This is a genomic window from Streptomyces sp. NPDC097617 (assembly GCF_044761485.1).
Classification (GTDB): Bacteria; Actinomycetota; Actinomycetes; order Streptomycetales; family Streptomycetaceae; genus Streptomyces.
The window spans coordinates 170,329-193,073 of sequence record NZ_JBIWCL010000011.1; the positions used below are offsets into that span (position 1 = coordinate 170,329).

The window sequence follows — 22,745 nt, forward strand, 5'->3', positions numbered from 1 at the left end:
TGCGAGGACGAGGGAGCGGTGGGCCGGTCAGCGTCAGTGGCGTGCCGGTCCGCCGCCGGCGTTCCGGTCGCGGGAGACCTTGACCGCGACCCACGGGCCCAGAACGAAGATGTTCCCGTCCTCGAACTCCAGCCGTTTCCGCCGCCCCCGCAACTCCCTTACATCCCGCACCCGGTGTGGGATCCCGCCCACGGCGATCACATCCCCTCGCCGCACCCCATCGGGCATGACCTCCAGGGTCTGCATCACGCGCTGCACGCCCATTCCCCTACCGCCGAGGCGCAAGGCTGCGCTTGTTGGCCTCGCGGACCTTGGCCAGCAGTACCTCGTGGTGTACGGCGCCGGCCGTGGCGTCTTCGGTCGAGTCAGCCTCGTCCTCCGGATCCGGCGCCGACTCCTCGGTCACTGCGCGCACTTCCTCAGGGCCGTCGCCAACTTCCATGCCACATCGGCCCGGCAGCAACCGAGTTCCACCAGCGGCGACAGGTAGTCGCTCGTCAGGGACACCAGATCCACCCCGAGCGACGGCAACACGATGTCCACCCCCGCCAACGCCTCGCGCAGCTCGTCCCGTGCCGCCTCCGCCTCCCGCGCCTTGTCCGACGAGCGCTCGCGCTTGCCCGTATCCATGTCCGCCTGCCTCCTTGCCGATCACTGTCTTTCAGCGATGAGCATGGAGGCGTAGCGCTACGCTCACCAGGGGTAACGGTTTTCGGAGCATCGGAACGAAAACGGGAGTCGCCAGTGCCCGCCCCCAAGGAACTCGACCCAAGCGCCTCCCTCGTCGCGCTCTACGGTGCGAAGCTGCGCAAGCTCCGTATCCGCGCCGGGCTCACGCAGCGCCAGCTCGGCGACAAGATCCCCATTGCGCACAGCCGGATCGCCCAGTTCGAACTGGGTAACGAGGTCCCTCCCGAGGACGTCAACAGCAAGTTGGACGTGCTGCTCGATGCCGGTGGTGACTTGATCGACCTCTGGGGTCATGTGCGCCGGACCCCGTTCCCTGACTGGGTACAGAAGTTCATGGCCTGCGAGGCCAAGGCGATCATGATGCGCAAGTTCTCGCAGGTCATCCCCGGGCTCGCGCAGACCGAGGCTTACGCGCGAGCGGTGCTTGGCGCTGGCCAGATCTACGACGACGGAGATACCGAAGACAAGGTTGCCGCCAGGCTCCGTCGGCAGGCCATTCTGCGCCGGGATGCTCCTCCGTGGATGTGGTTCATCCTGGATGAGGTTGCGCTCCATTGGATCGTTGGCGGACGCCACGTGATGCGCGAACAGTTGGCCCACCTGCTGCACCTGGGGCAGTTGCCACGTGTGCACTTACAGGTGCTTCCCTTCAACAGCGTGGATCCCGCTGCCATGGGAGGTTCCTTCTCGCTGCTGACCCTGCCCGATGGTGGTGAAGTTGCCTACGAGGAGGGGATTGTCTATGGACGGCTCATCGAAGAAACGGACGAAGTCCTGCGACGATCGGTCCTTTACGATCGCCTCCAGGCCAACGCGTTGTCCCCGATTGAGTCTGCGGACCTCATCCGCACGGCTATGGAGGAGCGGTATCCGTGCATGTCACCCAAGGACCGTTGATGAACATACGGTGGCACAAGAGCAGTTACAGCAATGCGGCCAACGGTGACTGCCTAGAGGTCGCCGACGGCAGCCCCGGCGCCGTCCCTGTCCGGGACAGCAAGGTGCCCGCCGGTCCCGTGATCCTCGTCGGGGACGCCGCCTGGAGTGCCTTCGTGCAGCACGTCCGAGGGGTGTAGGTCGGCCCGCAACCGGGGCGCGGATTCCTGGACCCCGGTGCGGCGCGTCGCCCTTCTAAGGAATGGGAGAGAACCCACCCAACCAAACCCGGTGGTCCAACTCCCGTCGCCACACGATCGGGTGAAGGGCACGACGGGGACCCTGACCGGTGGGGTACGGTCGGCCGCAACAACCCCATAGACGCAGACGGCCCCCGACAGGACGGCAATCCTGACGAGGGCCTGACCGATCCGGAAGAAGAGACCTTCCCGATGGCTGATCCGCAGTCTAACGCGGTCGCTCCCGCGCGCCCCGCGAATCCGATCCCCACAGACGCCCCCAGCGCCGGGGTGATCCACTTCCGCCACCGCCACACCGACCGGTTCACGGTCGTCGGCAATCATCTGGCCCAGCATCCGCAACTCTCCGCCGTTGCGATCGGACTCGCCGTCTACATCCAGTCCGTTCCGGACGGGGCCAGCGTCACGGCCAAGGCCCTCACCCTCCGCTTCCGCGAGGGAGAGATCACCATCCGTCGGGCCCTCAACGAGCTTGAGGCGGCGGGGTATCTGGAGCGTCGGACGATTCCGCTCGGTGGCGGCCGTTTCGCGACCCGCACCCTCGCCTACGACAAGCCTGGTTGTGCCGCAGTGCCTTCCGCCGCGCCAGCTCCGCTTGTACCGGTCGCGCCCCAGCCCGAACCCGAGCCCTTCCCGCCACCGGCCGCAGGCCCGGCGGCGGACCTCCTGGCCCGGCTGCGGGCCGTCGACGCCCGTCTGATCCTCTCGGTGCGTGACGTCCAGCGGCTGACGCCCGCCGTCGAGGAGTGGCTCGCTCGGCATGCGACCCCTGAGCAGATCACCCGTACCCTCACCGCCAACCTGCCGCCCGCACCGGTCCCCATCCACCACCCGCCCCGCTTCCTGGAACACCGGCTCACCACCCTCCTGCCGCCGCCTCTCCCGGTGTCCGCGCCCGAGCCGCATCGGCCACGGCCCGCACCCCTCATCACGTGCGACGAATGCGAACGTGCCTTCCGTAGCCATGTCCCTGATGCCCTGTGCGCGGACTGCGGCCCGGCGCCGGACCATTGCGTTGCGTGAGGAACGCGCCCGCTCCTGACGGATGTGCACTGTTGCTCTGGTCAGGGGTCACAGCGTGGGTGATCATGGGGTGACTGTCAGTGGGGGCCCGTAACGTCGAGCGAGTCAGTCACCGACCGTGGCCGCCTGCCCCCGTCTCTGGAGTGTCGCCCGACCATGACATCTTCCGCGCCGTACGCCTCCACCTCCCTGGCCGATCTCCTGCCCGCCCTCCGCTACGCCGATCCGCATCTGCTCGCCGCCCGGCTGGAGGACGTTCGGCTGCCGCTCGGCTGGTGGCATGCAACTCCGTTGATGGAGATAGAGCGCGTCATCGGAGCCGAGGCTCTCAGTCACCAGGTGGCGCAGGCCCTGCGGTCGCTGTGGCCGCATGCGGAGCTCGGGGACGTGATCCCCGTACTGCGGCTGCTCGGTGCACCCGGAGTCGAGCCGGGGAGGACGGTGGCGCAGGTCGCTCGGGAGGCCGGGCCCGGGGTCGTGGACGGGGACCGGGTCCTGGCTGCGGCGTTCGCGTCAATCCTGGACCGGTTGCACCAGCGCGGCGTACCTCGGGAAGAGAGTGAGGGGGCACGCGTACGGGATGCCGTGGCCGTGATCGCGCGGTGGCTGCCGGCGGACGCGCCGACCGAGGTGTGGGCGGCGCTCGCCGTGCTCCAGGGGTTGGAGGAAGGGCCGGAGGACGGGCCCTCGCCGGTGTCGGTGCCCGAGCTCGTCGAAGACCAGGCGGCCGAGGATCAGGCCCCGGCGGTAGAGATCCCGGCACCCCGTGCGGAGTTCGAGGAGGACGACCCGGCCGAAGACGCCGAGGAGCCGCATGTCGGCGACGACGTGAGCGCGCCGCCCGCCCCCGTGCTGATGGCCGAGCCGCTCGCCGCCTTCACACGGCTGGTCGGCGGCTGGGACGAGCGGGCCCTGGTGATCGCCGGGCAGCGGACGTTCACCGACGAGCCGGTGAAGCTTCAGGGCCTGGGCGAGCGGTTCTCCGTCAGTCGGGAGCGGGTGCGGCAGTTGGAGCGCACCGTCATGGGCTCCGTCCGGCGGTGGCTCTCGGCCGATGCTGAAGGCCGTGCCTTCGCCGGGCACCTGGCCGCCGTCGCCGAACAGCTCGGCACCGTGGGCCGGGTCGCCGAGGTGCACGCCCTGCACCCGGACCACGCCCGCCCCGTAGAGGCGGTGGGTGTCCCCCTCGGGGACATCGTTGCGCGGCTGCTGCCCGGAGGGACGCTCGTCGGGACCTGGATCGTGCAGGGCGACGCGGCCGCGCTGCGGGCGGTCATGCAGGAGGACCTGCTCGCGGCCTGCGGGGACACCCCGCTTGCCTGGGACGAGGCGGTGGCCCTCGGGTTGCGCTACGGAGTCCGGGGCGAGGTGCTCGCCGACTGGGCGGCCGACATCGGACGCTTCCAGATCCGGGAGGGGCGGCTGCTGTACTGGGGGCGTTCGCTCAACGACCGGGCCGCCGCCGTGCTCGGCCTGTACGGGAAGCCGATGTCCATGGAGGACATCCACGAGCAGCTGGCCGACGGCACCGCCATCAACAGCATGCGCAACCAGATCTGGACCGACGAACGCTTCCTCCGGGTCGACCGGAACCTGTACGGCCTGCGCGCGTGGGGCGGCGAGGAGTACCTGGGCATCCGGGAGATGATCGCCCGTGAGATCACCAACGCGGGTGGAGAAGCCGAGGTGAACGCGATCGCCGAGGCCATCAGCTCCCGCTTCGACGTGTCGGCGGCATCGGTACGCACCAACCTCGCCGGACCCGGGTTCGCCCGTACCCGCCGCGGCTGGGTCCGTGTAGCCGACCAGACGAGCGACCTGGACGCACCGTACGTGCCGCGCAACGACGTCGCCGGTACGCGACGTTGCTTCGTCGGAGCCGACGGGCGCTGGTGGTACCGCATGGAAGTGACAGGCGACCACCTGCGCGGCTCCGGCTTCCCGGTGCCCGCCGGCTGGGCCGCACACATCGGCGGCGCCCCTCACCGCGAAGCGGTCCCACTGGGCCACGAGGCCGGGGAGACCTCGCTCACCTGGCGCGCCCAGCCCGCCTTCGGCTCGGTGAAGCCGCTGCTGGAGCACATCGGGGCGACGGCCGGCGACCAGGTCTTCTTCAACGTGACCGACGGCCACCTCAATGCGCTGCGGCTGCCCGCACCGGCAGACGGACTCGGCCCCGAGGCCGGAGCGGTTCGGCTCACCGGCTGGACGGCCCCGGTGACCCCGGCGGAGGCGGTCGAGGTCATCGCGCGGCGCATCGGGATGGAGCCGGGCCAGGACGCCGCCGCCCTGCTGGAGCGGCTGGCCGAGCGTGGGGACAAGGACATCGGTGAACTGCTCGAACAAGCCCTGCCCGGGGCGGTACCGGCATTCTGATGTCGGAGGCGCTCGCTAGCATCGGGATCACGGCCGGCTGTCACGGTCCGGGCGGCGTCGGCCGCGCTGTGGGGAGGGGCCCGCGAGGGCACCGCGCGAGGGACGAAAGAGGGATGCACTGATGGCGATGGGGAAGAGCGCCGAAGGCCCGGGCGGCACGAGTGGTTCGAGCGGTTCGACGGAGGCGGACATCCTCCAGCGGGTCCGAGAGGTGGCGCAGGACCTCGTTCCGGCGTCCTCGTACGAGATCCGGGACGACCTGGGTGAGCTCATCAGCCGGGACCTGCTCGGCCCGTGGGACGGACCGGACGAGGAGTTCGACCACCGTGCCGCCGGCCCCCGCGACCGGTACCTCGTCGGGCGCATCGGGCCGAAGCGCGCCCTGAGCACGACCCTCGCCGCCGCCGACGAGCAGCTCCTCGACGACTCCGACGGCGAGGGCGACGGCACCGACCAAGGGCTTCCGGAGCGGCTCACCACCCAGAACGCGGGGCGCATGTGGGCCTCGTCGATGGGCCTGATGTTCGCCCTCCCGGCAACGGACGACGCGGCGGCCGTCTCCGTGCGGGTCCGGTGGGGGCAGTACCACCGTTCGCAGGTCCTCGGTGACGACGGCGTCGCACGGTCCACCTGGACCCGGGAGCAGGTGGGGAAGCTCGTCACCGTCCCGGTCGACGGCGCGCCCCGCCTGGTGCTGCCGCTCACCGCCGACCAGGAGGACGCCCCCGGTGTCCGGCTGGTCGCGGACGTACGCAACCGGCCGGGGGCCGCGGGACCGAGCCGCGTCGTCGAACTGTCCCTCGTCAACGCGCAGGACGAACCCCAGCAGGCCAAGGACGCGGCCTGGCTGTTCCAGGCCGAACTGCACGTCACCGCCACAGACGGCACGGCGCCGGTCTTCCTGCCCATCTCCGATCCGCTGGACGAGGCCGAGGAAGCAGCCCAGGACGCTCTCGGAGCGGCCGACCTGGAGGAGCAGCACCTGACGTTGCTCTACCGCAACCACCTGAAGCACGCGGCGGGCCGCAACGTGGCCGTGGCGGTCACCCTCGCCAAGGGGGAGCGCAGGGCCCACGCCCTCACGACCACCTGGCTGCCGGTCCACGACGTGCCGGCCACGATCGCCCCGTCAGGAGCGGATGCGCAGCACCTCGACGGCATCGAGCTCTCCATGGACGAGCTCGCCGTGCTCCCGCCGGCCGCGCTGAGCGACGCCCTGGCTCCGCTCGCCGACGGCTACAGCGCCTGGCTCGACGAGCGGGAGGCACAGGCCGAGCAGCTGACCGGGGCGCTGCGCACCAGTGCCCTCGACGCGGTGGGTCAGGCCCGTGACGTCGCCGTCCGGATCGCCCTCGGCGTGGACGCGCTCTCGAACCCCGAGCACCCCGAGGTGCTGGAAGCGTTCCGCTTCGCCAACCGGGCGATGGCCCTCCAGAGACGGCACACCGCCATTGCGGCCCTGCGGGAGCGGGAGGGCCTCACGTTCCAGGAGGCCAAGAAGCGCATCGACGCCAAGGGCGCGGAAGCCGCGTCGTGGTACCCGTTCCAGCTGGCCTTCGTCCTCCTCAACATCCGGGCGCTCGCCGACCCGACGCTGAAGGAGCGCGAGGCGGGCCCGGACGGCATCGTCGACCTGCTGTTCTTCCCGACAGGCGGCGGTAAGACCGAGGCCTACCTCGGGCTCGCGGCCTTCACCTTCGCCATCCGCCGGCTCCAGGGGACGATCGGCACGGGGGAGGACGCCCGTAGTGGCGAGGCCGGTGTCGCCGTCCTGATGCGGTACACCCTGCGGCTGCTGACCGCCCAGCAGTTCCAGCGTGCCGCGGCGCTCGTCTGCGCGGCGGAAGTGCTGCGCCGCGAGGCCTACGACGGCGGCGACGTGCGCTGGGGGACCACCCCCTTCCGGATCGGCCTCTGGGTGGGCGGCGCGGTCTCCCCGAACGGTTTCGACGAGGCCCGGAAGCAGATCGCCGAGGCCAAGGACGCCGGAGACGGAAAGGGCGCGAAGGTCCTCCAGACGCTGGCCTGCCCCTGGTGCGGCTCCGCACTGAGCGCCCAGCGCGACCTGCATGCCGACGAGGACCTGCGCCGCATCCTGCTCTACTGCCCCAACGGCGAGGGCAAGCAGGCCTGTCCGTTCTCGCAGCGGCGTTCACCGGGTGAGGGCATGCCCATCCTGACGGTGGACGAGGAGATCTACCGGCTGGCCCCCAGCCTGCTGATCGCCACCGTCGACAAGCTGGCGCAGCTGCCCTGGCGCGGTCAGGCGGGCATGCTGTTCGGGCGGGTCACCGACCTCTGCCCCCGGCACGGCTACCGGCACGCGGACCTCGACACCCGGATCAAGTGCGGGGACAAGCACCAGGCCAAGGGCAAGCACGCGGCCGTGAAGAGCAAGCCGGTGACGCGACTGCGCCCGCCGGACCTGATCATCCAGGACGAACTCCACCTGATCTCCGGTGCGCTGGGTACGACCGTCGGCCTGTTCGAGGCGGCCGTCGACGAGCTGTGCGGCTGGCCGGCGCAGGACGCCTACGGCACCACCGTCCGCGTCGGCCCCAAGATCGTGGCGTCGACGGCGACGACCAAGCGGTCGGCGGACCAGATCAGCGGTGTCTTCGCGCGGAAGTCGGCGATCTTCCCCCCGCAGGTCATCGACATCGGCGACACGTTCTTCTCCCAGCAGGTCGAGCTCTCCAAGGAGGCGCCGGGGCGTCGCTACCTGGGCATCTGTGCCCACGGCGTCCGTATGAAGCAGGCCGAGATCAGGGTCGCCGAAATCCTCTTCCTGGCCGGTCAGACCCTCTTCGACCGGCACGGCAAGCCCGCCGACCCCTACATGACGCTGGTCGGATACTTCAACGCCACGCGGGAACTCGCCGGCATGCGGCGCTTCCTCGACGACGACATCGCCACCCGCGTACGCATCCACGGCGCCCGCAAGGGATTGTCGAACCGCCTCCTGCGCCGCACGGAGATGCTGTCCGTCCAGGAGCTGACCTCGCGCATCTCCTCCGCGGACATCACCGAGGTGCTGTCCCGCCTGGAGGTCGCCTTCGACGAGTCCATGGACACCACCGTGCGGCGGCAGGCGGTCGCCGACGAACTGCGCGCGGCCGGAGCGCACAAGCAGCGCATCGACTTCTCGAAGCTCGGACTGCGCAACGAGGGCACGGGAGCGGTCGACGCGGTGATCGCGACCTCCATGCTCCAGGTGGGGGTCGACGTCTCCCGCTTCGGCCTCATGATGGTCGTCGGCCAGCCCAAGAACACGGCCGAGTACATCCAGGCGTCCTCGCGCGTGGGCCGCGACGCCCAGCGCCCGGGACTGGTCGTGGCGCTCTACAACTGGACGCGGCCACGGGACCTGGCGCACTTCGAGAACTTCGGGCACTACCACGCCACCTTCTACCGGCAGGTCGAAGCCCTCTCCGTCACCCCCTTCGCCCGCCGGTCCCTGGACCGCACGACGGCGGCCGCCTGGATCGCCGCCGTGCGCAACGCGACCACGCCCCACTCCCGCAACCACGACGCCTACGACATCGACCTCGACGGCCCGGTCGCACAGCAGGTCACCGAGCGGTTCCTGGCCCGCGCCGAGACCGTCGGCGGGCCGCGCGCCCGCACGTACCTCGGGGAGCGCATCGAGGTCCTCAAGGACGCCTGGGCGCACAAGAAGCAGGGCTCCGCCCGCCTCGGATACGAGGAGGCGGCGTGGCAGGGCCAGCGACTCAGCGGACTGCTCAACAAGGCCACCGGCGCCACCTGGGACGAGCTCACCGTCGCCCAGTCGATGCGTGAGACGGAGAACGAGATCAACCTGCTCGTGCCAGGGGCCGGTCTCTACGACGTGGTCGGCGGGGCGCCCGCGTGGAGCTACGCGGCTGGGGCGGCTCAGGCCGGCTCCGACGGTGAGGACTCGCCCGAGGGGGACGAAACGGGCGCCGTACTGGACGGCAAGGCCGACAAGGCAGGCCGTCAGGGGAAGAAGGCACAGGCATGACGGACAAGACACAGCACCGGCGCCGGGTCGGATCCGTACGCCCCAGCCACCTGATGTACACGGGCGGTGTGGGCGCTCTGGTCGACCTGCCCAACTTCGCCGTCCTGGTGCGGGGGATCGACGACTGGCAGTACGACGCGTTCGAGTGGGCGGACCTGAAGGAGCCGCGGCTGCTGCGGGCCGTCAACGGCCTGATAGGCGACCCGTACGGCGCCCAGGTCACCCAGTTGCGGCCGGCACCCTGGATGGACGGCACGGACAACGATCCCACCGGCCCGGCATCCCGCGTCGGCGTCCCGGTCCTGCCCTTTCCCCAGTGGCTGCGCTGCACCGCGTGCAATGCCCTCGGCGGCCTCGACGCGAACATCTTCAAGTTCGAGAACGCCAAGCCGAGGCGTCCCGACCATGCGCGCTTCTTCCACGACAACTGCACGGCCAAGCGCAAGGGGAAGGCCCGCTCGCCGTCGCGGCGCGCTTCGTTCTGGTCTGTCAGGCCGGACACCTGGACGACTTCCCGTACGCGTCGTTCGTCCACCGGGGCGGGGACTGCACGGGGGCGTCCCACCCGCGGCTGGAGATGCTCGACCACGGCGGCAACCAGGCGGCCAACGTGAAGGTGCGCTGCGTGAGCTGCGGCGGCGAGCGCAACATCCGCGACGCCATGGGGCAGCGCGGCGAGATCACCCTGCCGCACTGCCGGGGCCGCCACCCCCACTTGGCGACCTTCGATCCGGCCGGCTGCAAGCATCGGCCCAAGCCGCTGGTCATCGGCGCCTCGAACCAGTGGTTCGCGCAGACGCTCAGCGTCCTGGCGGTACCGCCGACCAGCGGCAGCGCCCTGCAGGGCAAGGTGGAACAGCTCTGGGAGCAGCTTCAGAAGGCGAAGTCGCAGGAGTTCCTCGACATGGTCTGGGAGCTCCCGCAGTTCAAGCCGTTGCACCAGTGGAGCCAGTCCGAGGTGTTCGAGGCCGTCGAGGCGCACCGGGCCGCAGCCGCAGAGTCCCCGTCCTCGGAGGCCGTCTCGTACCCGGATCTCCTCACGCCCGAATGGGAGATCTTCACCAGTCCGCAGCTCCCGGAGCCGACCGAGGACTTCGCGCTGCGCGACGTTCCGGTGCCGTCGGCTCTCGGCGGGGTCTTCTCCCATGTCGTCCAGGCGGAGCGGCTGCGGGAGGTACGGGCGTTGATCGGCTTCACCCGGCTCGACGCACCGGACCCCGAGGACCCCACCCTGGTGGCCCATGCGCCCCTCTCGCGCAGCCGCGTCCCCGCCTGGGTGCCGGCCAGCGAGGTGCGCGGCGAGGGCATCTTCCTGCGGGTCTCGGACGAGCTGATGGCCGACTGGGAGCAGCGGGTGGCCGGTACCGAGGCGCTGGCGGCGCACCGGGACGCCTACGTCGAATTCCGTCGCAACCGTTACTCGGGCCGTGTCGAGGACACCGACGACCCGCTGCGCGGCTGGCCGGGCGCCAGGTACATCGCCCTCCACACGCTCTCGCACCTGCTGATCCGGGCCATCTCGCTGGAATGCGGCTACTCCTCGGCGAGCCTCTCCGAGCGGATCTATGCGGGCCGCGAGGACGACCGGCGTACCGGCATCCTGATCTACACCGCGGTCCCGGATGCCGAGGGGACCCTGGGCGGTCTGGTGGCCCTGGCCGAACCGGAGAAACTCAGCAGGGTCGTGCGGCGCGCGCTGCACGATGCCGAACGGTGCTCGTCCGACCCGCTGTGCGCGGACCGGCTGCCCAGGCCCCCGCACGAGGACTTCCTGCACGGGGCCGCATGCCACGTGTGCCTGTTCGTATCGGAGACGACGTGCGAGCGGGGCAACCGCTTCCTCGACCGGCGTTTCATCGTCCCCATCGACGATCCGGACCTCGTGCTCCTCCAAGGCCTCACATGAGGTGGGCACGGGTGCTCAAGGCGGCCGCGGAGGTGGAGGCGGGCGCGGGGGCCCTTGCCCTCGGCGCACTGGCTGACGGCATAGCCGCCGGGCGATCCCGCGCCACCCTGCTCACCCTCCGGTCGGCCTCCGCGTACACGGAAGCCGCGGCTCTCGTGCTCGACGCGATGGACGCGGACGGTCTGTCCCCGGAGGAGGCCGCGGCCTGTCTGCACGGGCTGGCCGCCGGCTACACGCAGCGCGACCAGGAGCAAGACATCTCACTGGTGTGGAGCGGCCCCTCCTCCCACCGGGTGCCCGTACGGTCCACGGCCCGGGCGCTCCTGGGGTTGATCGCTGAGGCGCGGACAGAGCTGACCCTCATGACCTACTCGGCACGGCGGTATCCGCCCCTGACGCAGGCGCTGAAGGACGCCGCGGCCCGGGGCGTCGGTCTGGACATCGTCGTCGAGACACTGCAGGGCGCGGGCAGCGCCCTTTCCGGGGACGAGCCGGCGAGCGCGTTCACCGATGTGGACGGAGCACGCCTGTGGCATTGGCCGCAGGACAAGAGAGCGGAGCCCGGGGCAAAGACGCACGCGAAGCTGGCCGTGGCCGATCGGCAGACGCTGCTGACCACCAGCGCCAACTTCACGCAATCGGGAGTCGACCGCAACATCGAGGCCGGAATACTCATCAGAGGCGGCTCCGCGCCGGCACGGGCCGCGGAACACGTGACGGAACTCCAGCGCACGGGCGTCCTCCAGCGGTTCTGGTGACTTCGCTGCGGACCGGACACGATCAGGACCGGTGCGAATCGGCCAAGTACCGAAGTCCCTGCCGATCATGGACTGTGCTCCAGGAGGATGGCGGGCAATGGACATGATTTCTCCGCAGGCGGAGGGCCCGCCCGACGGGTACGGGCCCTTCGCGCATCTCACCGCTCCCCACGTGCTGCTCTACCGTGCGGTGATGCGGGCCTTCCTCCTCGCCAAGGAGCGGTTCGCCGTGCACCTGCGGCCCGAGGACGTGTACGCGGGGCTCGTCTCCGGGGCCCGGCCGACGGAGCTCGATGCCGTGGTCAAGGCGCTCGACAGCCTGGTGGGGTGGGGCAATCTGCGGGCCGACCCGGACACCGGGCGGGTCACCGCCGTCGAGGACTTCTACCGCAAGCGGTTCATCTACCAGCTCACGCGGGAGGGCGAGGCGGCGGAAGAGGCCCTGTCCGCGTACGACGAGGCGCTCGGGCGGCGGGGCGCGCTGCAGGCCGTCGCCCTGCACGACATCGTGACGCAGCTGCGGGCCCTGCTCGTGCTGGCGGCCGAGGAGGAGCCCGATCCGGCCAAGACGCATCTGGCGCTGGACGGGCTCGCGAGTCGTTTCGGTGCGCTCGCCGACAACGCTCGGGCCTTCATGAGCTCCCTGCAGCGGACCATCGACCTCCACGACGTGGGGGAGGAGGTCTTCCTCGCCTACAAGGATCAGCTCATCCAGTACCTGGAGCGGTTCATCCAGGACCTGATCACCCTCGGCGGTCGCATCGCGCGGCTGATCCTGGAGTTGGAGGAGGGCGGGAGCATCGAGCTGCTGCTGCGGGCCGCGGCCGCCCGTGAGGCGGCGGACGCCACCCCGCAGGAGGCCGAGCACGCCGAGCGGGCCGCGTACGAGCGATGGGCCGGCCGGTGGGCGGGCCTCGCGGCCTGGTTCCTCAGCCGGGACGGCCGGGAGTCGCAGGCCCGGCTACTGCGCGGCCGGGCGCTCGGCGCGATCCCCCAGCTGCTGGCCGTCGTACGGTCGCTGAACGAGCGGCGGGCCGGTCGTTCGGACCGCTCCGCCGACTTCCGCACCCTTGCGCGCTGGTTCGCCGAAGCGCCCGACGACGACGCCCGGCACCGGCTGTGGCGCACCGCCTTCGGGCTGTACCCGGCCCGGCACCTCACCGTGGACCCCGAGACGCTGGCCGCGCGCCACGCCCGACCCGAACCCGCCGGCACCGCCTGGGCCGATGCCACGCCGCTGCGGATCAGCCCGCAGCTGCGCCGCACGGGCAGCTACGAGCGGCGCGGCAAACCCCGCAAGGTCGAGGACCGGCAGCAAGCGCGCCGGTTGCTCGCCGAAACGGCCGCCAAACAGGCCGCCGAGACCGCCGCCGCCCGGGCCCGGCTCGTCACCGGCGGCATCACCAGGCTGTCAGGGCTCGGCGAGCTGGACCCCCTCAGCTTCCGGCTCTTCCTCCAGCTCCTCGGCGACGCGCTGGCCACCTGGCGGCCCGGGATGACGCACACCGTGGCCACCAGCGGCGACGGCTCCATGGAGATCCGGCTCACGGCACCGACCGACGGGGCCACGGCCGAGGTCCGCACACCCGACGGGATCTTCCGCGGCCCCGACCACACCATCGAGATCGTCGACCTGAGCCAAGGAACGCCATGACCACCCCGCTCGCCGAAGTACTGGACGGGCAGCACGCCGCCGAACGGCGCAAGGCCGCCCGCGCCCTGCTGAAGCAGCCCCTGCTGCTCGCACACGGCGCGCACGCCGACGAGTTCCGCCTCGTCCGGCGCCACGCCTCCGAACTGCGCGAGTGGTTCGACCGCAACACCGGCTGGCCCCTCCAGGTCGACTCCGAGACCGCCCGCCTGGGCAAGATTCCCGGTGTACCGACCGACGCCACCCACCCCGCGCGCGAGGTCACCCGTAGCGCCGCACCCTTCAGCCGCCGCCGGTACGTCCTGCTCTGCCTCGCCCTCGCCGCCCTCGAACGCGGCGAGGCACAGATCGCGCTGGGCCGCCTCGCCGATCAGGTCGTCCTGGATGCCAAGGATCCCCAGCTGGCCGCGGCGGGAATCCAGTTCACTCCGGACCGCCGCGACGAGCGGCTCGACCTGGCCGCCGTCGTACGGCTCCTGCTCCACCTCGGACACCGTCCTGTCCCGTGACCGGCTCATCGAGGCGGTCGCCGGACAGGGCCTGGTCTACGACCAGGCCAAGGCGTACCGCCGGGCCGTCGACGAGGCGCTGTTCGGCCTCGGGGAGCAGCGCTACGCGGCCCTGGTGGACCTGCTCATCCAGCTGCGCCAGCCCCAGCTGTCCAAGCGTCCCAACGAGGTCGCCCTCTCCCGCGCCCTCACCGAGGCACTTCCACCGATGGACCAGGCCGTCATCGCGGACGTGGCCGAGGCCTTCCGTTCCCTGGACGAGGAGAAGGAGGAGCTGCGGGCGGCCGGGGCCGCCGAACGCGCGGCCTCCTTGTTCCTCGACCACTACCGGCGCTACGCCCGCGCGGCCTCCCGCCGCCGCGCCCGCCTCCCGCGCAGCGAACACTCGAAGTACGAGCAGCTGCTGCGCGACCTCGCCGAGGCGCAGGCGGACAAGACCGCGGCGCAGGAGGAGCGGGCGGCCGCGGAGGAACGCGTCGCCGCACTCACCGACACCCGGACGAGGCTGGAGGCGGCCGATGCAGCCCTGCGTGAGGGCCCGGAGATGCGCAGCGCCCGCGAACTGGAGCGGACCGCGCAGGCTTTGGCCCGGTCGGAGAGCGACTGGGTCCGCGCTCGGGACGACCGGGAGAGGGCTGCGATCCAGCACACCAAGGCGCTGGGCCGACTCGGTGCCGCCGAGAACCGGCTCAGGGCCGCCCGAGACCTGTCCGAGGACACGCTGTCCCGGGCCCGGGAGACGGCTGCGGCCGCCAGGCTGGACCTTCCCGGCGACGAGGGACAGACGGTTGCCGACCTGAGAGCCGCGGTGGCCGAAGTGACCGACCGCAGGCACCGCACCCTCACGCATGTGGAGGAGCTCGCCGACAAGGCCGAGGCGGCGGGCGCCGGGCGCCGGGCCGCCGTCCTGAGGCTCGACGAGACGGAGATCGAGCTGTCGCACGCCGCCGGGGCGCTGGACAGGGCCGAGGACACGGCCCAGGCCGCGGGACGGGACCTGGTCGATGCCGTACGCGAGCACGCGGGCCGTTGCGAGGAGCTGGCGTACGCCGACCCGTCCGGACTGCTGGACGAGCTCCAGGAATGGACCCGGCACCAGGACGGCCCCTACCCGGCACGCCGCGATGCCTCGGAAGCACACAGCGCCATGGCAGCGGTATTCGCCGACCGGGCGGCGGAATCAGCGCAACGCCGAGCCGGCCTGGCCGAACGTACCCGGGATGCCGAACAGGAACTAGCGGCACTGGAGTCCGGGGCCGGCGCGGGCCGCAGGCCCCGCACACCCGGACCCCCGGCCTGCGGGAGCAGGAGCCCGGCGCCCCTCTGTGGCGGCTGATCGACTTCCGGGAGGAGGTCGCGGACCACGACCGTGCCGGGCTGGAGGCCGCCCTGGAGGCGTCCGGGCTGCTGGACGCGTGGGTGCGCCCCGACGGCGCGGCCCTCGCCGAGGGCGGCCACGACGTACTCCTCGCCCCGAACACCGGACCGGTCGAAGGGGCGTCACTCGCCGGCGTACTGCGCCCGGCCGTGGACCAGGGCGACGCGCGGGCCGCTCAGGTGGGCGTGGAGGCGGTGGCCCGGCTGCTGGAGGCGATCGGCCTCGGCGAGGTTCCCGGGGGCTCACACGGCACCTGGGTCGCGTTGGACGGACGCCACCGCGTCGGCGTCCTGACCGGACGTTGGGCCAAACCCGCCGCCGAGTACATCGGAGAGGGCGCCCGGGAAGCCGCACGGCGAGCCCGGATCGCCGTCCTGCAAACTGAACTCAGCCTCCTCCAGCAGGAGTCGGCCGCCTACGCCGCGCAGGCGCAGGCCCTGTCGGCCCGCCGCCGTACCCTGGACACCGAGCTGGCCGCGGTGCCCGACGACGCGCCCTTGATCCGGGCGCACGCCGGCGCCGCGGCTGCCGCCGACACCGTGCGCCGGACCCGGTCCCGGCGCGATGAGCGGGCCGCCGAGGTGACGGCCGCAGCCGCGCGAGCCACGTCGGCAACCGACGAACTGCACGAGAGCGCAGCCGATCTGGGGCTGCCTCCGGACCGGCCGACGCTGGCCGCCGTACGGCAGGCCCTCGCAGTTCAAGACCCTCCAGGACGCACTGTCGCGGCACGGCAACACCGCCTCGGCCCGCATGGTCGAGGACGGGATGATCGTCGATGTCGTTTACCAGGGCCGCGAGCGAGCCGTACCCGAACTCGCCGGGGCTCTCGCGGTCGAGGTCGGCGAACTCACCCGCATCCTCTCCGCGCACGAGCGGGAGATCCTCGAAACCCACCTCATCACCGAGGTGGCCGGCACCCTGCAGGAATTGATCGCGGCCGCCGAACGGCAGGTGCTGGCCATGAACGCCGAGCTGGAGGAACGGCCCACCTCCACCGGCATGAGGTTGCGCCTGGTGTGGCGGCCGTCCCGCAAGGCCCCGATCGGCCTTGCCCAGGCCCGTGGCCGCCTGCTCCAGACCGCTGATGCCTGGACGGCCGAGGACCGGGCCGCCGTCGGCGAATTCCTGCAGACGCAGATCGCCCGCCAGCAGACCGAGGACGCGGCGGGCAGCTGGCTGGAGCACCTCACGGCCGCCCTCGACCACCGCTCCTGGCACGAGTTCGCCGTGGAGCGCCAGCAGCACGGCCGCTGGGTACCCGCTACGGGTCCTGCCTCCGGGGGTGAACGCGTGCTGGCGGTGTCCGTTCCCCTGTTCGCGGCTGCCTCCTCGCACTACGCGAGCGCGGGCAGCCCCTACGCGCCACGCCTGGTGACCCTCGATGAGGCGTTCGCAGGTGTGGACGACGACTCGCGTGCCAAGTGCCTCGGCCTCCTGCACGCCTTCGACCTGGATGTGGTCATGACCAGCGAGCGGGAGTGGGCCTGCTATCCGCAGGTGCCCGGCATCGCCATCGCCCAGCTCGCCCGCATCGACGAGGTGGCCGCCGTCCTGGTCACCCGCTGGGAGTGGGACGGCACAGCTCGTACGCGCCGCGAGGACCCGGTGCGGCCGGCGGACCCGGAGCCCCTGTGGGTGTGAGTGGTCCGCCCGTGGACGAAGCGCGCCTGCGGCGGCTCCTGGGAGGCGCCGACCTGGTGTGGCTGGTGGAGCGGGTACGCCGACGGCTGGAGCGCGGGCAACCACTCACCGGAGCGCTCTCGCTGGCAGCGCCGACCCCTGCCGAGCGGGCAGCGGCCGAGAGGTTGCTGGGCCGGGCACCAGGTGCCGGCCGGGCGCTGACGGTCCGGCTCGACGCCGTGGATGCCATGTTGGTCAGATCGGGTATCAGCCCCGAAGGCCTGGCGGCGGCCGTGACGGCGCTCACCGGGCGGGTCGTCCCTCTCGAAGAGGCCCGCCGCAGTGAGGAGCAGGCCTGGCGGGAGGCGTATGCGCCTCTCACCCTGCTGGCCGAAGATCTACCGCACCATGCCGCTTGGGCTGTTCGTGCGCGTGACGACGGCCTCGTGCGCCGTCTCGCCCGCACGCCGGCCGCCGCCCGGCCGTTGCTCGAGCAGACCGTCCGCGTACTGCGGGAACTGCCGGTCGAACCCGCACGGTCGCTGCCGGTGTTCGCCGCGGAGATCCTGGGGAGTGCCCACGCCCTCGACGACGGCACGCCGGTGGCCACCCTCGCTCTCTCCGGAGCCCGCGCTCTGACCGGCCACCCCGAGGGAGCAGGCGCTGCCTGGCGGCGGGCCGCATGGGCTTCGGCAGGGCTGCTCCGGGACGACGTCTCCTCGACGGTCCTCACCCTCAACCTCCGCGGGACTCCAGCCCTGGACTGGATGGCCGACGGGCACGTGCCGTGGCGGCCCTGGCGCTACACGGCCCACGACTACCGTGAGGCAGTAGCGGCGGCTGGACCCGATCTGCGTCCATTGAGCGGGAAGCCGACCCCGTCGCCATGGGAGCCGGATCTGGCGTTCGCCCTTGCCGAGCACGCGCTGCGTGTGGAGGAGGAGACCGTTCTGGACGCATTGCTGGCGGACCTCGAGGGATGAAGAACGGTCCCGACACGTCCGGGTGTCGGGGGGTCACCGTCCTGCCGACCGGACGGTGGGTCGCTCGACGGGCCTCGGGTGTTGCCGGTGCGGAGCGAGGTCGGCGGGTGTGGTGTCGGTTGGCGCACGCATGGCGCACCGTCTGACCTGCGGATTTACAGCTGGCGGCACATGTGGTGCCAGATTGGCTCGACGTGGTGCCAGATGTGTGTCATGCTGTGGACATGGACCTCACGCCCTATGTCGCCAGCCTTCGGAACGAGCTTGCGGTTGCCGCCGAAGCGGGTGGCGAAGAAGCCCGCGCTCTCGCCGAGCGCATCACCGCGCCGCTAGAGTCGGCAGCCAGACTCACCCTGCTGAACGCCCTGTCGGACGCCATGGGTGAGGTCACCCGGGAGCTCGCTCCGGGTTCGGTCGACGTGCGGTTGCGCGGACTGGAGCCCGAGTTCGTCGTGACCGCGCCGCCGAAGGAAGAGCCCTTCGTGGCGCAGGGATTCGACGAGGCGCACGCCCTGCCCGCCGTACCGGTCGTGCCGGAAGGAGAGGACGGCAGTACCGCCCGTATCAACCTCCGACTCCCCGGCCACGTCAAGGCGCGTGCGGAGCAGGCGGCCGCGCGGGAGGGGCTTTCGCTCAACGCGTGGCTCGTCAGGGCTGTTTCGGGTGTTCTCGAGCCCGGCGGCGGGCGGCAGGGCGACGGGCCGGCGCCCCAGCGGAGCAGTGGGCGCAAGAGCTTCACGGGCTGGGTGAGCTAGCCCTCCGCGGGCGGTGGCGCCCGCCCCCGCGTCGGCGTGCGAGAGGCCGATCACTCTCGCTGCATCTTCACGTCCCCGGTGCGGGGGCGACCACCAGACTCACGAGGACGGGACAGCCATGCCTTCTTACGAAACCAAGGGACCCATCACCGCGAACATCCACGTCGAGGTCGGAGTCGCCCGGATCAGTGCGACGGACCGCACCGACACGGTCGTCGAGGTCCACCCGCGTACCGCCGGGGACAAGGACGACCTCCGCGCCGCCGAGGAGACCAAGGTCGAGTTCACCGACGGCACGCTGTCGATCCGCACCCCGAAGGCGCGCGGGCTGTTCTCCGCCCGGGGTTCGGTCACGGTCGACGTCGCGCTGCCTCAGGGCTCGCGGCTGCTCGGTTCGCTGGAGATGGGCGACATCAGCTGCAAGGGGACGCTGGGCGAGTGCGAGGTCCGTACCAGTGCCGGGCACATCCGCCTCGACCAGGCCGGCGCGGTGCGGCTCAAGACACAGCACGGGGACGTCCAGCTCGACACGGCGGCGGGGGACGTAGACATCACGACCGGGTCGGGCGAGGTGCGCATCCGTACGGTCGGCGGCGACGCCGACATCAAGAACTCCAACGGCAACACGTGGCTGGACGACGTCGCGGGCGATCTGCGACTGAAGGTCGCCAATGGAAACATCACGGTCGGCCGAGCGCAAGGGTCCGTGTCGTCAAAGAGCTCGAACGGCAACGTACGCATCGAGGAAGTGGCGCGGGGCACCGTCGAGCTCCAGACTAAAGCCGGCAACGTCGAAGTCGGGATCCGCCAGGGGACTGCCGCCTGGCTCGACATCAACTCCCAGTCCGGGACGGTCTACAGCACCCTCGGATCCGCCGAAGGCCCCGCAGAGGGTGCGGAGACCGTCAAGGTGCACGCGAGGACCAGCCTCGGTGACATCACCATCCAGCGTGCGCACGGCGCCTGACGGCAGAGCTCTGCCTCGCAACAGCTACGAAATGGAGGGGGCACGATGAGTGCCGCGACCGAACAGATGGCCCCGCCCAAGGGGATCAGCGCAGTCGGCCTGCGCAAGTCGTACGGCGAGAAAGTCGTACTCGACGGGATTGACCTGCACGTGCAGGCGGGCACGATCTTCGCGCTGCTCGGTCCGAACGGGGCGGGGAAGACCACCACGGTCCAGATCCTCTCCACGCTCATCGCCGCCGACGGTGGCGAGGCGACCGTGGAGGGGCACTCACTGGAGCGGAGCGCGGACGCCATTCGCGCCCGGATCGGTGTGACCGGCCAGTTCGCGGCGGTGGACGGACTGCTGACCGCCGAGGAGAACATGCTCCTCATGGCGGACCTGCACCACCTCGACCGCGCGGAGGGCAAGCGCCGCACCGCCGAATTACTGCGGCAGTTCGAACTCACCGACGTGGCGGGCAAGATGGCCTCCACCTTCTCCGGCGGCATGCGCCGCAAGCTGGACCTGGCGATGACCCTCGTCGGGAACCCGAGCCTGATCTTCCTCGACGAGCCGACCACCGGGCTCGACCCGCGCAGCCGCCGCACGATGTGGCACCTGATCCAGCAGCTCACCGCGCAGGGCGTGACCATCTTCCTCACCACGCAGTACCTGGAGGAGGCCGACCAGCTCGCCGACCGGATCGCCGTCCTCGACAAGGGCAAGATCGTCGCCGAGGGCACCGCGGACGAGCTCAAGCGGCGCATCCCCGGCGGCCATATCCGCCTCCAGTTCTCCGACGTCCTCGACCTGGACGCCGCCTCCCGCCGGCTCGGCCTCGACGAGGGCGCCCGCGACGAGGAGAAGCTCACCCTGCAGATCCCGAGCGACGGCAGCATCCCCGCGCTGCGCGCCGTACTCGACCTGCTCGAGAGTGCCGGTGTCACGGCGGACGCGCTGACCGTCCACACGCCCGACCTGGACGACGTTTTCCTCGCCCTCACCGGTGACGGGTCGCGCCACCACGCGACCACCGTTCCCAGCCCCGCCAACACGGCGCAGGAGGCCCGCCGATGAGCACCACGTACGCGATGCGCGACTCGATGACGATGCTGCGCCGCAACCTCAAGCACGCGCAGCGCTACCCCTCGATGACGATCTCGATCGTCGCGATGCCGATCCTGATGCTCCTGCTGTTCGTGTACGTCTTCGGCGGCGCGCTCGGCGCCGGCATCGAACTGCCGGGCGGCGGCACCGGCGACCGCGGCGACTACACCAACTTCGTGGCCCCCGGCATCCTGCTGATGGCCGCCACCGCCGGCGCGGTCTCGACCGCCGTGTCGGTCTGCACGGACATGACCGAAGGCATCATCAACCGCTTCCGGACCATGTCGATCTCGCGCTCCTCGGTGCTGACCGGGCATGTGGTGGGCAATGTCATCCAGACCATGATCAGCCTGGTCCTGGTCATCGGTGTCGCGCTCCTGGTGGGCTTCCGGCCCAACGCCACCTTCGTGGAGTGGCTCGCCGCCCTCGGCATCCTGGCCCTGCTCGCCTTCGGCCTCAGCTGGCTGTCCGCGGCGATCGGCCTGGGCTCCAGCAGCGTGGAGGCAGCGAGCAACGCGCCCATGCCGCTGACCTTCCTGCCCTTCCTCGGCAGCGCGATCGTCCCGCCGGAGTCCATGCCGGTCGGACTGCGCTGGTTCGCCGAGTACCAGCCCTTCACCCCGATGACCGACACCCTCCGCGGCCTGCTCATGGGCACGGAGATCGGCAACAGCGCGTGGCTCGCCCTCGGTTGGGGCCTGGTGCTCAGCGTCCTCGGCTACCTGTGGGCCCGCTCGGCCTTCAACCGCGAGGCGAAGATCTAGAGAGCGCCCGCACGGACCAGAACGTGAACGGGGCTGCCCGGCCATCGGCCGGGCAGCCCCGTTCTTTGTGTTCGTGCCTGTCCCGTCGACGGGACAGGCACGAACACAAAGAACGGGGCACGGTGGCCGAAAATGCAAGAAGGAATCGCTCACCAGTACCGCGGTGGCAGGGCTGTGCGGGCATTCCTTGCCCCGCCCGGGAGCCACTCCTACGATCGATTCGAAAGGGCGGGAAATAGGCCGGAGATGATCCGGCCCCTGTGTCCACTCCAATTTCTGCCCCTCGATTCCCGTCTTCCGTTTCCACGAAATCGCTGAGGGGTCATGGTCATACACGCGCGCAGCCACGAGGCGGAAACCAGCGCCGGACTCGTCGTCGAAAGCCCCTTCATATGGCGGGCACGCCGGCCCGGGCACCGCCACCAACTGGTCTGCTTTCCCCAGGCCGGCGGCGGCGCGGGCGCCTTCGCCGACTGGGTGCACCGGCTCCCCGCCGGCATCGAGGTGGTCGCGGTACAGCTGCCCGGCCGGCAGAACCGGATCCTCGAGGACCCGGCCACCGAGGTCGGCCCTCTGGTGCGGACGCTGGCGCAGGCTCTGCGCCCGGTCCTGGACGGCCCGTTCTCCTTCTTCGGCCACTCCTGCGGGGCCCTGCTGGCCTTCGAGCTGGCCCTGGCGCTCCAGGTGCGCGGCGGCCCCCGGCCGGCCCACCTCTTCCTTTCCGGCCAGGCCTCGCCCGTCCCCTTCCGTGACCGCCCCCAGCTGCACGGACTCTCCGACGAGGAGTTCCGGGCCGAGGTGCTGCGCCTGGGCGGATTCGACGAGGAGCTCGCCGAGGACGAGGACGCCATGGAGGCCCTGCTGCCGCCCGTCATGGACGACTTCACGCTCTGGGAGCGGCACGTCATGCCTGTCGACGCACGCCTCGACGTACCCATCACCGCACTGGTCGGCGAGTCCGACAGCAGGGCGCCGCGCGGCGAGATGGAGACCTGGAGCGCGCACACGGACACCGCCTTCGACCTGCGTGTCTACCCCAGCGGGCATTTCTATCTCTTCGAGCCCGGGCTGAGCTCCGAGCTGCTCGAATTCATCGCCGCCACCCTTCTGGAGTCATAGGCTCCTGCTGGGCAA

19 protein-coding genes are annotated in these 22,745 nt (G+C 71.1%); 16 read left to right on the forward strand and 3 right to left on the reverse strand.

Annotation, left to right across the window (positions count from 1 at the left end; all coding sequences use genetic code 11):
• Positions 1-33 precede the first annotated feature (33 nt).
• Genes ACIQZO_RS19965 through ACIQZO_RS19975 form a run of 3 tightly spaced genes read right to left on the reverse strand, consistent with a single transcriptional unit; the run spans position 34 to position 630 of the window.
• The gene (locus ACIQZO_RS19965) at positions 34-258 is read right to left on the reverse strand and encodes a hypothetical protein (protein WP_403627749.1); all 225 of its coding nucleotides are present in this window, start codon (positions 256-258) and stop codon (positions 34-36) included.
• Positions 259-268: 10 nt separating this feature from the next.
• Positions 269-406: a hypothetical protein gene (locus ACIQZO_RS19970; RefSeq protein WP_403627751.1), complete on the reverse strand. Its 138-nt coding sequence runs from the start codon at positions 404-406 to the stop codon at positions 269-271.
• Entirely contained in the window at positions 403-630 is a 228-nt protein-coding gene (locus ACIQZO_RS19975) for a hypothetical protein (RefSeq protein WP_403627753.1), read from the reverse strand. Before ACIQZO_RS19975 ends, ACIQZO_RS19970 begins: the two co-directional genes overlap by 4 nt.
• A 114-nt stretch (positions 631-744) precedes the next feature.
• Here ACIQZO_RS19975 and ACIQZO_RS19980 point away from each other — a divergent pair, with 114 nt between their 5' ends.
• The 16 genes from ACIQZO_RS19980 to ACIQZO_RS20055 all read left to right on the forward strand — a co-directional run bounded on the left by ACIQZO_RS19980 (position 745) and on the right by ACIQZO_RS20055 (position 22,730).
• Complete coding sequence (locus ACIQZO_RS19980) at positions 745-1,587, forward strand: Scr1 family TA system antitoxin-like transcriptional regulator (RefSeq protein WP_403627755.1); 843 nt, start codon at positions 745-747, stop codon at positions 1,585-1,587.
• Positions 1,587-1,766: a DUF397 domain-containing protein gene (locus ACIQZO_RS19985; RefSeq protein ID WP_403627757.1), complete on the forward strand. Its 180-nt coding sequence runs from the start codon at positions 1,587-1,589 to the stop codon at positions 1,764-1,766. Before ACIQZO_RS19980 ends, ACIQZO_RS19985 begins: the two co-directional genes overlap by 1 nt.
• A gap of 252 nt (positions 1,767-2,018) precedes the next feature.
• Positions 2,019-2,849: a hypothetical protein gene (locus ACIQZO_RS19990; RefSeq protein WP_403627759.1), complete on the forward strand. Its 831-nt coding sequence runs from the start codon at positions 2,019-2,021 to the stop codon at positions 2,847-2,849.
• 156 nt (positions 2,850-3,005) lie between these two features.
• On the forward strand, positions 3,006-5,225 hold the full coding sequence (locus ACIQZO_RS19995) for a hypothetical protein (RefSeq protein ID WP_403627761.1): 2,220 nt from the start codon (positions 3,006-3,008) through the stop codon (positions 5,223-5,225).
• Between the two features lie 121 nt (positions 5,226-5,346).
• Entirely contained in the window at positions 5,347-9,228 is a 3,882-nt protein-coding gene (drmA, locus tag ACIQZO_RS20000; RefSeq protein ID WP_403627763.1) for a DISARM system helicase DrmA, read from the forward strand.
• Positions 9,229-9,562: 334 nt separating this feature from the next.
• Positions 9,563-11,134, forward strand: coding sequence for a DrmB family protein (gene drmB, locus ACIQZO_RS20005; protein WP_403627764.1), 1,572 nt, complete (start codon positions 9,563-9,565; stop codon positions 11,132-11,134).
• Positions 11,131-11,892, forward strand: a complete 762-nt coding sequence (gene drmC, locus ACIQZO_RS20010) for a DISARM system phospholipase D-like protein DrmC (protein ID WP_403627766.1) — start codon at positions 11,131-11,133, stop codon at positions 11,890-11,892. Before drmB ends, drmC begins: the two co-directional genes overlap by 4 nt.
• Positions 11,893-11,989: 97 nt before the next feature.
• Complete coding sequence (locus ACIQZO_RS20015; RefSeq protein WP_403627768.1) at positions 11,990-13,546, forward strand: TIGR02677 family protein; 1,557 nt, start codon at positions 11,990-11,992, stop codon at positions 13,544-13,546.
• Positions 13,543-14,052, forward strand: coding sequence for a TIGR02678 family protein (locus ACIQZO_RS20020; RefSeq protein WP_403627770.1), 510 nt, complete (start codon positions 13,543-13,545; stop codon positions 14,050-14,052). The genes ACIQZO_RS20015 and ACIQZO_RS20020 overlap by 4 nt, the downstream gene beginning before the upstream one ends.
• Before the next feature lie 2,131 nt (positions 14,053-16,183).
• A complete protein-coding gene (locus tag ACIQZO_RS20025) occupies positions 16,184-17,074 on the forward strand; it encodes an SbcC/MukB-like Walker B domain-containing protein (RefSeq protein WP_403627772.1) in 891 nt (296 codons plus the stop codon).
• Positions 17,075-17,085: 11 nt separating this feature from the next.
• Entirely contained in the window at positions 17,086-18,036 is a 951-nt protein-coding gene (locus tag ACIQZO_RS20030; protein WP_403627774.1) for a TIGR02679 domain-containing protein, read from the forward strand.
• Positions 18,037-18,260: 224 nt separating this feature from the next.
• The gene (locus ACIQZO_RS20035) at positions 18,261-18,791 is read left to right on the forward strand and encodes a toxin-antitoxin system HicB family antitoxin (protein WP_403627776.1); all 531 of its coding nucleotides are present in this window, start codon (positions 18,261-18,263) and stop codon (positions 18,789-18,791) included.
• A gap of 118 nt (positions 18,792-18,909) precedes the next feature.
• Complete coding sequence (locus tag ACIQZO_RS20040) at positions 18,910-19,758, forward strand: DUF4097 family beta strand repeat-containing protein (protein ID WP_403627777.1); 849 nt, start codon at positions 18,910-18,912, stop codon at positions 19,756-19,758.
• Between the two features lie 45 nt (positions 19,759-19,803).
• Positions 19,804-20,817, forward strand: a complete 1,014-nt coding sequence (locus ACIQZO_RS20045; RefSeq protein WP_403627779.1) for an ATP-binding cassette domain-containing protein — start codon at positions 19,804-19,806, stop codon at positions 20,815-20,817.
• Positions 20,814-21,611, forward strand: coding sequence for an ABC transporter permease (locus ACIQZO_RS20050; protein WP_403627780.1), 798 nt, complete (start codon positions 20,814-20,816; stop codon positions 21,609-21,611). The genes ACIQZO_RS20045 and ACIQZO_RS20050 overlap by 4 nt, the downstream gene beginning before the upstream one ends.
• 324 nt (positions 21,612-21,935) lie before the next feature.
• Entirely contained in the window at positions 21,936-22,730 is a 795-nt protein-coding gene (locus ACIQZO_RS20055) for a thioesterase II family protein (protein ID WP_403627782.1), read from the forward strand.
• The last annotated feature ends 15 nt before the right edge of the window (positions 22,731-22,745 follow it).